This window comes from Corallococcus sicarius, assembly GCF_003611735.1.
In the GTDB taxonomy this organism is placed as follows: Bacteria; Myxococcota; Myxococcia; order Myxococcales; family Myxococcaceae; genus Corallococcus; species Corallococcus sicarius.
Genome location: NZ_RAWG01000323.1, coordinates 1 through 10,644, shown reverse-complemented (window position 1 = coordinate 10,644; position 10,644 = coordinate 1). Strand labels below are relative to the sequence as shown.

The following is a 10,644-nucleotide window of genomic DNA, read 5'->3' as shown; positions in this document are numbered from 1 at the left end:
GGCTTGGGACGGTCCGATTTCGGACGCTCCGCGAGGGTAAGCTGCTCTTCGTTGCCGCGGATGGTGAGGACGTCTCCTTCGGCGAGCTGCTGCTCTGGCTGCGCTCGCTTGCCGTTCACCCGCACCTTCTTGGTGCGGATCATCTTGAACAGGTGGCTGACCGGGACGTTGGGCATCCGCTTGCGCAGATGCTTGTCCAGTCTCATCCCGACGGTGTCGGCTTCAATTCGGTACTCGATCATTTGTGCTGGCGCCTGGACCAGACCACACGAATAATTCGCGGTCCATGCCGAAAGCCCCAACTATCGAGAAGCTGCTCCAGAGCGGCTCCGCAGAGTGGAACAAGCTGCGCAAGTCGTCCCAGGTGGCCACCGACCATACCGGCGCCACGTTCACGCAGCTGTTCTCCGCCAACGCCGACCTGTCCGGGCTCGGACTGGTGGGCTCCGAGTGGGAGCGCTGTGACCTGTCGAAGATGAACTTCCGGGACGCTGACCTCTCCAACGCCTATTTCCACGGAGGCCGCCTGCAGGACTGCGACTTCCGCGGCGCCAACCTGGAAGGCTGTACCTTCGAAAAACTGAAGCTCCTGAGATGCGACTTCACCGGCGCCAAGGGTCTGGAGGACCTGGAACTGGACGACGTGGACATGGACCGCGTCACGGGCCTGGACGGCGAGGAAGCGCCTCCGCCCCCGCCCCCGCCCGTGCAGGGCATCACGGCGTTCACGCGCGAACAGCGCGAGAAGATGCTGGGCCAGTCGCACGGCGGCAACGCGATGGAGGGCTCCAACCCCGCGCATCCGGACGACCTGCCGCCGTTCCGTCCGCAGGATCCGCCGGGCTCGCTCTTCTTCCGGGCGCTCAAGCACGTGGGCGCTCCCCCGCTCTGGGTGCTGGACGTGCCGGGCCTGCGTCCGCTCTTGCCGCAGCGGCTGCCTCCGGGCAACTCGCTGGAGACGCTCTACCGCGAGGCGGTGAAGACGCGGCTGGAGAACAAGAAGCCCGCGGCGGACCCCGCGGCGGTGGAGCGCGCGCAGAAGGCGCTGCGCATGGGCGGCAAGGAGGCCAACGTCGCGGCGGTGTACCTGCGCGAGGTGGGCGTGCTGCCCCTGTTCCGCTTCGCCGCGGCCAAGCAGCTCAAGGGTGAGCTGCGCGCCGAGGTGGAGGTGGACGACCTCACGGGCTCCATCGACCCGCGCACCACGGGCGCGCTCCTGGAGCTGCGGCTGACGCACGAGGTGGTGGAGCACCTGCACGAGGTGCGTCGCCGGATGGCCGCCTCGCAGCTCTACACGTCGCTGCTGGAGGCGGGCTTCAACCCGGAGAACAACTGGGACGAGGCGCTGGAGTCGAGCGAGGCGTCCATGGAGCTGGCGCAGGCGGCGACGGGCGATGACCGCCAGGCGCTGCTCGAGGGCTTCCAGGTGTTCGCGGCGCTGCCGGAGGAAGTGCGCCTGCGCAGGCTCGCGTACCTGGCGGAGTCGGTGTCCAACCTGGAGCTGCTCAGCCGGCTGCCGGAGGGCATGGAGCCCACGTGGCTCACCGGCCCGGAGGTGCGCGAGTGCCACGAGCGCGAGATGACCTACGTGCAGTCGCTCAAGGCGCAGGACATCCCGGCCAAGGTGGCCGCGCTGGCCAAGGCGGAGCTGGGCGTGCCCGAGGGTGAAGTGCCCGAGGACAGCGACGAGGACCTGTTCGTGCACGTGCGGTGCGACGTGTGCGGCAAGGAGAAGCTCATCGTCCAGTCGCCGGACGCGTAGTGCTGTCGCCTCCGTGAGGCGGCAGGTGAGCAGAGGGGCCCGGTCGGAGCGCGCGAGCGTCCCACCGGGCCTTCTGCTTTCTCAGGCCACCTGTTCCTGCCTGGCTGCCACGGGCACGGGCGCGGCGGGCAGCGAGTACGTCACGGGCGGGGGCAGCATCACCCGCACCTCGTCACCGGCGCGGATGAGGCCCGGGCGCTCCACCCAGCCCACCAGCCCGCGCTTCTGCCACGCGGCCTTCACGAAGCGGCTCGCGAGCCCCTTCAGGTCCGGGTGGTGCGCTTCGATGGCGCGGCCCGGGTGGATGCAGGGCTGGTTCTCTCCCTCCATCACCAGCGTGGCCTCTTCGGGGAAGAACAGCCGCGTGCCCGGCGGCAGGTGCGTCAGCCGGGGCACCCCGACGAGCTCCAGGTTCGCGCCCAGCCACGAGGCCATCACGTGGGGGATGCCCATGGCGTGGGCCACCTCCGTCAGCTCCTCGCGCGACACCACGGACACCTGCCGGGTGTTGCGGACGACCGTGCCCCTGGGGAACCAGGGTGTGCGCACGTCCGCGAGCCGCGTGAGGCCGGCGTGCCGGTCCCCCACGAAGCCTTCGAAGGACACCTGCACTTCGGGCACCTCACGGGTGACGAAGCGCTTCTTCTCGGGGTCCGTGCACAGGAGCACGTTGGCAAGATGGCCGGAGAGCGAGGGAGCGGGTGCGGTCATATCGGGCGACCGTTCTAACGCTTCGGCGCGGAAAATCAGAACAACGCCATCTGCTGTGGCTTGCCCAGCGGGCGGGCGTCCGTGCCCGCGTCGCACAGCGCCTGGGCCAGCTCCTCCGCGAAGCCGTGGCAGGTGATGACCTCCGTGGCCCCGGTGTCCTTCACGTAGCGCATCAACGACGGGAAGTCGGCGTGGTCCGACAGCGGGAAGGCCACGTCCGCGCCGTAGCGCCGCGCGCCGCCCGGGTCCATGGCCCAGCCGGTGAGCACCGCCGTCGCCCGGGGCCAGTGGGGCGCCAGTCCCCCGCCCCGCACCAGGTGCGGCGGGAAGAAGAGCACCTCGCCCGGCTCCACCCGGCCGTCATAGCGGCGCAGGTTGTCGATGGGGACGCCCAGCTCCGCGTACAGCTCCGCGACCTCGAAGATGGACGGGTGCGCGACGAGCCGGAAGCCCCGGTCCGACAGCTGCTTCATGGCCTCCTGGCTCTTGCCCAGCGGATAGCCCAGCAGCACCGGCGTCACGCCCCGGTTGAGCTGCGCGCGCAGCCACGTCTCCACCTGCCCCAGCACCTCCGGTCGCGGCGGGAAGCGGTAGCGCGGATGGCCGAAGGTGGACTCGATGACGAGCGTGTCGCACGTCGCCACCTCGGTCGCCTCCGCGGTGAGCGACGGCGCGGTGTTCAGGTCCCCGGTGTAGACGATGCGCCGGCCGTCCGCGCGGATGACGCGCAGCTGCGCGCTGCCCAGGATGTGGCCCGCGGGCAGCAGCTCCAGCATCAGCGGCCCCAGGGCGAAGGGGCGGCGATAGGGCACCGCCAGGGGCGCTCGCACGGGGCCCAGCCGGTGGGCCATGAAGCGCAGCGTGGCCGCCGTGGCGATGGTGCTCTCGTGGCGGGCGATGTGGTCCGAGTGCCCATGGCTGACGAAGGACAGCGGCGACTTGCGCTTCGCGTCCAGCGACAGGGGGGTGCCCGTCAGGTGCAGCCCGTTTCGTCTCAGCTCCACGCTCATGGGATCGGCCGCTGTCTATAGCGCGGCCCGCGTGCTCGCGCTCCGGACCGGGCGGAGCGCCTCCGCGCGCCGGATGCTCAGGCGGCGGGCATGCGGCCCCGTGCCCGCCATCTGTCCCACACCACGGGCCCCAGCTCTGAAATCAGCACGCCCAGGAGGATGAGCGCGCCGCCGGACCACTCGCGCGGCCCCAGCACCTCGCGCCCCACCGCGACGGAGTAGGCCGCGGCGAACACGGGCTCCAGCGCGAAGATGACCGCCGCGTGCACCGCCGTGGTGCGCGCCTGTCCCCACGTCTGCACGCCAATGGCGACCGCGCTCGCGAGCACGCCGCACGTGAGCACCGCCCCCATGAGCGAGGGCGTCCACTCCAGCTTGCGCTCCACGAACGGCAGGCACAGCGCGGACAGCACCATCACGCCGATGAGTTGCACCGCCACCAGCCCCAGCACGCCGTCGCGCGTGGCGAAGCGCTCCGTGAGCAGGATGTGGCCCGCGTACGTCACCGCGCAGCCGATGGACAACCAGTCCCCCAGGTACAAGCCCAGGAAGTGGCCCGGCCGCACCGGCCCTTCTCCTGGCCGCGTCAGCGCGTACAGGCCCACCGCCGCCAGCACCACGCCCACGAAGGAGCCCCACCGGGGGATGTGCTTGAGCAGCACCACCGCGAAGAGCGGGACGAAGAGGACGTTGAGCCCGGTGAGGAACGCCGCGCGCGACGGCGTGGTGTCCGTCAGCCCCACCGTCTGGAGCGCGAAGCACAGGAACAGCAACACCGACAGCAGCGCGCCCTTCTTCAACACGCCGGGCGCGAACATCTGCCCGCGTGCGAGCACGGCCATCACGGCCCCGCCCACCGCGAAGCGCAGCGTGATGAAGGTGAAGGGATCCGCGAACGCGAGCGCGTCCTTCACCACCACGAACGTCACGCCCCAGAACACGGTGAGGAGCACCAGCGCTCCATCCGCCCGCCACCGCGCCTCTTCCGTGTCCTGCGTCACCGCCCCACCCCTACGGAATGAAGAAGCACGCCACGCGGAGCAGGACACGGACGCCCGGCGGCATCACGCCCTCCCGCCCGATGAGCGCCGAGGCGCAGGGGACGAACGTCCACGTCTCCGGGAAGAAGCGCGACGCGATGGACAGCAAGCGAGGAGATGACGGACGCGGAGCTGCTCACAACGGGCCTCGCCAGCGGGGGATGCGCGGTGAAGAACGGGACGGGTGGTGCTTTTGGCCCACCCTCCGGGGGAGCGCAACCCCCGGCCCACGCTCACACCGACAGCGTCCGCACCAGCACGACCAACCGCTTGCTGCCCCCGGCCGCGTCCCACTGCTGGTTCGTGGTGACCGTCAGCGAGTCCGGCGCGGGACGGAAGCCCAGGCCCGAGAAGGTGCGCAGCGACGCGGTGTTGTCCTCGTCGATGTCAGCGTGGACGCGCTCCGCCCCCTGGCGCCGGGCCTCATCCAGGAGGCAGCGCACCAGCGCGGTGGCCACCCCCATGCGCCGCACCCGGGGGGACACCACCAGCGAGCGCACCCAGAAGCCGTCCAGCGCCAGCCCCTCCTGGTGGTAGTCGTCCACCCAGGCGAAGCCGAACAGGCGCCCCTGCGCATCGAAGGCCCCCGCCGCCGCGCCCACGCGCCGCTCCTCGGGCAGGCCCCAGCGGTCCCTCAGCTGGCGGCGCAGGAAGGTGCCGGACACCACCAGCCGCTCCGTCGCGAAGGAGAGCAGCGCGTCCAGGTCGTCCTGCCGCACCAGACGGATCTCCACGGGCCCCACGAAGTGGCGGCGCAGGGGCTTCGTCCATCCGGAGAACAGGTCGCGCAGGTGGCGGTACACCGCGCGGGCCGCGGGCTTCGTCCACACGCCGGACAGGGCCCGCTGTGTGAGGAACAGGGCCGGCCGGGTGGGCCGGGGCAGCCGCAGCACCAGGCTGCCACGCTTGAGGGCAATCACCCGTCCCACCAGCTCCCCTCCCGGCACGTCGGTGCCGCCCAGCAGCGACTCCGTCACCCAGGGCCGGGTGGACAGCACCACCTGGGCGGCGAGCCGGGGCCCGTGCCGCACCAGGGCCACGTCCCCGCGCGCCAGCCGCTCCGGCCCGCAGCGCAAGAGGCGCACCGCGTCCCCGCTGCGCAGGAGCGGATACAGACTCCGCCCCATGCCGCGCACCCACAGCCGATGGCCGAAAGGCAGCGCCGCAAGCAGGTCCGCGAGCTCGGCCGTCGAGACGCCACCAGAGGGCATGACGGACACTCTGTCATGAAGGCGAGCCTCGTCGAGCCTCCGCGACACGTCCCCCACCCCCGCTTCGTCCGGAACCGGCTATGACACGGCCCGACGGAAACGCCGAAACACCGAGCACAGGAGAGAGAGCCCCCATGCCCACGATGCCCGAGGGTGACTACGCGCCCGCGCCCCGCCAGGGGTGGTGGAGCCGCAACTGGAAGTGGGCGCTGCCAGTGGGCGGCTGCCTGGGCCTGATGGGCACGTGCCTGGGGGTGACCGCCCTCGCGCTGGGCTGGGGCTACAAGTCCGTGCGGGACATGGGCGCGTACACGGAGGCGCTCGCCGTGGCGGCGGACGACCCGCACGTGCAGAAGGCGCTGGGCACCCCCTTCAAGCCGGGCTTCCCCAGCAGCACGAAGGTGAACACGAACAACGGCCGCTCCCACGCGGAGCTTGTCGTGCCCCTGGACGGCCCCAAGGCGGACGGCACCCTCACCGTCGTCGCCGACAAGCAGGGCGAGGACTGGGCCTTCCGCACGCTCTACGTCCAGTTGGAGGACGGGAGCCGCATCGACCTGCTCGACGACGGTGACACGGACGCGCCCGGTGCCCTGCCCGAGGACGCGGCCCCAGGGGAACCCGGCGACGAGCCCCGCGACCTGGAGCCCGAGGCCCCTGCCGTCCCGCTCCCTCCTCGGGAGAAGCAGCCCGGCCACGAGAGCGACATCGAGCTGTAGTCAGGCCCCGGACGCACGAAGGGCGCGCTCCCGGGAAGGGGTTCCTCCCGGCAACGCGCCCCGCGTGTCACGACGACCGACGGTGGCCTACTTCAGCTTCTGGATGCCTTCGCGCAGCGCGGGCAGGACCTTGAAGAGGTCCTCCACGAGGCCGTAGTCGGCCACCTGGAAGATGGGCGCCTCCGGGTCCTTGTTGATGGCGACGATGGTCTTCGAGGACTTCATGCCGGCCAGGTGCTGGATGGCGCCGCTGATGCCCGCGGCGATGTACAGCTGCGGCGCGACGACCTTGCCCGTCTGACCGACCTGGTAGTCGTTGGGCACCCAGCCCGCGTCGCACACCGCGCGGGACGCGCCCACCGCGGCGCCCAGCAGGTCCGCCAGCGCTTCGACTTCCTTGAAGTCGCCCTTGGTGCCGCGACCGCCGGACACCACCACGCGGGCCTCGGTCAGCTCCGGACGCGCGCTCTTCACCTCGTTGAAGCTGACGAACTTCGTCTTGGAGGCCTCCAGCTTCGGCTGGAAGGACTTCACCTCCGCGGCTGCGCCACCGCCCGCACCGGCGGAGAACTCCGTGGCGCGGATGCTGATGACCTGCACGGGCGTGGTGAGCTTCACCTCGGCGAACACGTTGCCGGCCCACATGGGGCGCGTGAAGGTGATGTCCGCGCCACTGCCGTTGATGGCGGTGATGTCGGTGGCCATGGCGGCCTTCAGCCGGGCGGCGACGCGCGGCAGCAGGTCCTTGCCCTGCGCCGTGGAGGCCGCGCCGATGAAGGTGGCCTTCAGCTCCTGCGCGAGCGACGCGACGACGGGGGCGAACACCTCCGCCAGGTAGTGCTCGAACTCCGGGGCCGCGGCGGTGTGGACCGCCTTGGCGCCGGTGCCCGCGAGCTCGCCCGCGAGCTTCGACGGATCCTTGGACAAGAGGACGAGGTGCAGCTCCCCGCCGGCCTTGTCCGCGAGCTGCTTGCCCGCGGCGATGGCGTTGAGGGAAGCCTTGCGCAGGTTTCCGTCCGGCTGCTGCTCGGCGACGATGAGGACGATGGACATGGGTCTGTCTCCGGAATCTTTAGGGATGGATGGGGCGCGCGCTCAGACGACCTTCGCCTCGTTGTGCAGCTTCTCCACCAGGGTGGCCACGTCCGGCACCTTGATGCCGGCCTTGCGCGCCGGAGGCGACGCGAGCTTCAGCACCTGGATCTTCGGCGCCACGTCCACGCCCAGGGCCGCCGGCGTCAGCTCTTCAATGGGCTTGCTCTTGGCCTTCATGATGCCGGGCAGGCTCGCGTACCGGGGCTGGTTCAGGCGCAGGTCCGTGGTGACGACGGCCGGCAGCTGGACCTCCACCGTGGCGAGCCCGTTGTCGACCTCGCGCACCACCTGCACGCTCTTCTTGTCCGCGGTCAGCACCACCGCGGGGGACTTGCTCTTCTCCTGCTCGCTCTCCAGCGACTCCACCTTGGAGGCGAACGTCGCCTGGCCCCAGCCCAGGAACTCGGCCAGGTACTGGCCCACCTGGTTCTGGTCGTCGTCGATGGACTGCTTGCCCAGGATGACGAGGTCCGGCTTCTCCTTCTCCGCGACCTTCTGGAGCAGGCCCGCGATGCCCAGCTGATCCAACGGGCCCGTGTGGTTCACCCACACGGCGCGGTTGGCGCCCATGGCGAGCGCGTGGCGCAGCTGCTCCTGCACCTCCTTGCCGCCGATGGACACCACCACCACCTCGCCGGTGTGCTTCGCCGCGAGGCGCAGGCCCTCTTCCACGCCGATTTCATCGAAGGGGTTGATCTTGTACTTCAGCCCCTCCTTGACGATGTCCGAGCCGTCCGGCTTGACCTTGATCTTCGACTCGGGATCTTCCACGCGCTTGGCGGTGACGAGAATCTTCACGGCGGGCTTCTCCTCTGTGGGGAGTGCTTGAAAAGTGGGTCGGCTGCTGCAGCGGCACCGGGACGCGGCGCCGGTGATGACGCGCCGCGCGACAGGTCCGAACTAATAGACATCCGTCCACGGCGGCGGCAACGGGAAAGCCCCGCCGGGGACAGATTTGCTTTTCTACCTGAACAGTTCCTTCGCGATGACCAGCCGCTGCACCTGGCTCGTCCCCTCGTAGACCTGGATGAGCTTGGCGTCGCGCATCAGCTTCTCCACCGGGTATTCCTTCATGTACCCGTAGCCGCCGTAGACCTGCACGGCGTCGGTGGCGACCTTCATGGCCATGTCCGCAGCGAAGCACTTGGCATAGCTGGACTGGAGGGTGTTGCGCTGTCCCTCATCCAGCACCCAGGCGCTCTCCCAGGTGAGCAGGCGCGCGGCGTGGGTGTTCATGGCCATGTCCGCCAGCATGAACTGCACGCCCTGGTGCTCCCGGATGGGCTTGCCGAAGGTGTGGCGCTGGCTGGAGTACTCCAGCGAGTGCTCCAGCGCCGCGCGGGCGATGCCCACGGAGAGGCTGGCGGTGAGCGGGCGGCTGTTGTCCAGCGTGGCCATGGCCACCTTGAAGCCCTCGCCCTCCTCGCCGATGCGGTTGGCCACCGGGACACGGACCTCGTCGAAGGTCACCGTGGTGGTGTTGCTCGCCCGCTGGCCCATCTTGTTCTCGTGCTTGCCAGTGGTCAGCCCCTGGGGGCGCCCCTCCACGACGAAGCAGGTGATGCCCTTGTGCTTGCGGCCCTTGTCCAGCGTGGCGAACACGGTGAACTGATCCGCGTAGCCGCCGTTGGTGATGAAGCACTTGCTGCCGTTGAGGACGTACTCGTCGCCCTCCAGACGCGCGGTGGTGCTCAGGGCCGCCACGTCGGAGCCCGCGCTGGGCTCGGTGAGGCAGAAGGAGCTGAACTTCAGCTTCTGTCCGAAGGGCGCCAGCAGGCGCTTCTTCTGGTCATCCGTGCCGTGGAGGATGATGGGCAGGTTGGCCAGGTCGTTGGCGATGATGGACGTCGCCACGCCCGCGCAGCCCCACGCCAGCTCCTCGCAGACGATGACCTGCTCCAGGTGCGACAGCCCCACGCCGCCGTACTCGGTGGGGATGGCCATGTTGAGCAGGCCCAGCTCAAAGGCCGCGGACAGCAGGTCGCGGGGAAAGTCGGAGGTCTCGTCGTAGTGGGCGGCCTTGGGACGCACCACTTCGCGGGCGTACTTGCGAGCGGCATCCTGCAACGCGCGCTGGGACTCGGTGAGCTGGAATTCCATGAGGCGGCTCCGGGAGGGTTGATTCAAATATCAACGCGTCCCCCTGCCATACCGCTCCCGCCGCCAGTCCGCCAGCCCCAGCACGCGCCCGCCCGCCAGATTCCAGGGACACCGGAACGGACAGGGGGCGCGGCCCCGGGGGCACCGGGAGGCAGGGGCCTACTTGCCCGCGGGCTTCGCCTGCTTGGGGACCTTCTCCCAGTCCGCGAGGAACTTCTGGATGCCGGCGTCGGTGAGCGGGTGGTTCGCCAGCTGGGTGATGACGTTGTAGGGCAGCGTGGCCACGTCCGCGCCCAGGCGCGCGGCCTGGAGCACGTGCACGGGGTTGCGCACGCTGGCCACCAGCACCTGCGTGGTGAAGTCGTAGTTCTGGTAGATCTCCAGGATGTGGGCGATGAGCTCCATGCCGTCCTGGGAGATGTCATCCAGCCGGCCCACGAAGGGCGACACGTACGTGGCGCCGGCCTTGGCGCACAGCAGGGCCTGGTTGGCGGAGAAGCAGAGGGTGACGTTGGTGCGGATGCCCTCGGCGGTGAGCGCCTTGACGGCCTTCATGCCCTCCACGCCCATGGGAATCTTCACGACGACGTTGTCGTGGATCTTCGCGAGCGTCTGCCCCTCCTTGATGAGCTCCGGGGCCTGGAGCGAGACGCACTCGGCGCTGATGGGACCGTCCACGATGGAGCAGATCTCGCGGATGGTCTCCTCCAGCCCGCGGCCGACCTTGGCCAGGAGCGACGGGTTGGTGGTGACGCCGTCCACGCAGCCCATCGCGTGAGCCTTGCGGATTTCCTCGACGTCCGCGCTGTCGATGAAGAACTTCATGCCATCCCCTAGGTGTCCCCGGCCACCGGCGACCGGGCGGGCAGGCCGTAGTCCATGGTCTCCCATGCGTCAAGGATGGCCACCCGGGCGACGGCTGGGTTACAGGTAGCGCCGCTCATGGCCCGCGCCCCCCGCTCCACCGCGAAGACCCCGCCCAAGACTGTCTCTTAT

The 10,644-nt window shown here is 70.0% G+C and carries 12 protein-coding genes; 2 read left to right on the top strand and 10 right to left on the bottom strand.

The features are described from left to right. A partial coding sequence (locus D7X12_RS34105) for a S4 domain-containing protein (protein ID WP_279637261.1) occupies positions 1–242 on the bottom strand: 242 nt, incomplete at its 3' end. Between the two features lie 44 nt (positions 243–286). Between D7X12_RS34105 and D7X12_RS34100 the strand changes: the two genes are divergently transcribed. After that, on the top strand, positions 287–1,762 hold the full coding sequence (locus D7X12_RS34100) for a pentapeptide repeat-containing protein (protein ID WP_208719457.1): 1,476 nt from the start codon (positions 287–289) through the stop codon (positions 1,760–1,762). Positions 1,763–1,843: 81 nt separating this feature from the next. Here D7X12_RS34100 and D7X12_RS34095 read toward each other — a convergent pair whose 3' ends face one another. The 5 genes from D7X12_RS34095 to D7X12_RS34080 form a co-directional block, all read right to left on the bottom strand. Further along, positions 1,844–2,473, bottom strand: a complete 630-nt coding sequence (locus D7X12_RS34095; protein WP_120629389.1) for an MOSC domain-containing protein — start codon at positions 2,471–2,473, stop codon at positions 1,844–1,846. 35 nt (positions 2,474–2,508) lie between these two features. Beyond that, entirely contained in the window at positions 2,509–3,483 is a 975-nt protein-coding gene (locus D7X12_RS34090; protein ID WP_120629388.1) for an MBL fold metallo-hydrolase, read from the bottom strand. A 77-nt stretch (positions 3,484–3,560) separates the two neighbouring features. After that, positions 3,561–4,484, bottom strand: a complete 924-nt coding sequence (locus D7X12_RS34085; protein WP_120629387.1) for a DMT family transporter — start codon at positions 4,482–4,484, stop codon at positions 3,561–3,563. A 10-nt stretch (positions 4,485–4,494) separates the two neighbouring features. Beyond that, the gene (locus D7X12_RS43150) at positions 4,495–4,632 is read right to left on the bottom strand and encodes a hypothetical protein (RefSeq protein WP_158620178.1); all 138 of its coding nucleotides are present in this window, start codon (positions 4,630–4,632) and stop codon (positions 4,495–4,497) included. Positions 4,633–4,756: 124 nt separating this feature from the next. Beyond that, entirely contained in the window at positions 4,757–5,734 is a 978-nt protein-coding gene (locus D7X12_RS34080; RefSeq protein ID WP_120629386.1) for a GNAT family N-acetyltransferase, read from the bottom strand. A gap of 134 nt (positions 5,735–5,868) precedes the next feature. Here D7X12_RS34080 and D7X12_RS34075 point away from each other — a divergent pair, with 134 nt between their 5' ends. Next, entirely contained in the window at positions 5,869–6,453 is a 585-nt protein-coding gene (locus D7X12_RS34075; protein ID WP_158620177.1) for a cytochrome c oxidase assembly factor Coa1 family protein, read from the top strand. 87 nt (positions 6,454–6,540) lie between these two features. On the opposite strand, the gene D7X12_RS34070 is transcribed toward D7X12_RS34075, so the two are convergent. The 4 genes from D7X12_RS34070 to fsa form a co-directional block, all read right to left on the bottom strand. Then, positions 6,541–7,506, bottom strand: a complete 966-nt coding sequence (locus D7X12_RS34070; RefSeq protein ID WP_120629384.1) for an electron transfer flavoprotein subunit alpha/FixB family protein — start codon at positions 7,504–7,506, stop codon at positions 6,541–6,543. Between the two features lie 42 nt (positions 7,507–7,548). Further along, complete coding sequence (locus D7X12_RS34065) at positions 7,549–8,346, bottom strand: electron transfer flavoprotein subunit beta/FixA family protein (protein ID WP_120629383.1); 798 nt, start codon at positions 8,344–8,346, stop codon at positions 7,549–7,551. A gap of 165 nt (positions 8,347–8,511) precedes the next feature. Continuing rightward, entirely contained in the window at positions 8,512–9,648 is a 1,137-nt protein-coding gene (locus D7X12_RS34060; protein ID WP_120629382.1) for an acyl-CoA dehydrogenase family protein, read from the bottom strand. Positions 9,649–9,807: 159 nt separating this feature from the next. Continuing rightward, positions 9,808–10,473 carry a fructose-6-phosphate aldolase gene (gene fsa, locus D7X12_RS34055; protein WP_120629381.1) on the bottom strand — a complete coding sequence of 222 codons (666 nt, stop codon included), beginning with the start codon at positions 10,471–10,473 and terminating at the stop codon, positions 9,808–9,810. Positions 10,474–10,644 lie beyond the last annotated feature (171 nt).

Coding starts and splice junctions, on each gene's coding strand:
- D7X12_RS34080 (WP_120629386.1), bottom strand. CDS start 5,734: ATGCCCTCTGGTGGCGTCTCGACGGCCGAGCTCGCGGACCTGCTTGCG.
- D7X12_RS34090 (WP_120629388.1), bottom strand. CDS start 3,483: ATGAGCGTGGAGCTGAGACGAAACGGGCTGCACCTGACGGGCACCCCC.
- D7X12_RS34060 (WP_120629382.1), bottom strand. CDS start 9,648: ATGGAATTCCAGCTCACCGAGTCCCAGCGCGCGTTGCAGGATGCCGCT.
- D7X12_RS34070 (WP_120629384.1), bottom strand. CDS start 7,506: ATGTCCATCGTCCTCATCGTCGCCGAGCAGCAGCCGGACGGAAACCTG.
- fsa (WP_120629381.1), bottom strand. CDS start 10,473: ATGAAGTTCTTCATCGACAGCGCGGACGTCGAGGAAATCCGCAAGGCT.
- D7X12_RS34100 (WP_208719457.1), top strand. CDS start 287: ATGCCGAAAGCCCCAACTATCGAGAAGCTGCTCCAGAGCGGCTCCGCA.
- D7X12_RS34095 (WP_120629389.1), bottom strand. CDS start 2,473: ATGACCGCACCCGCTCCCTCGCTCTCCGGCCATCTTGCCAACGTGCTC.
- D7X12_RS34075 (WP_158620177.1), top strand. CDS start 5,869: ATGCCCACGATGCCCGAGGGTGACTACGCGCCCGCGCCCCGCCAGGGG.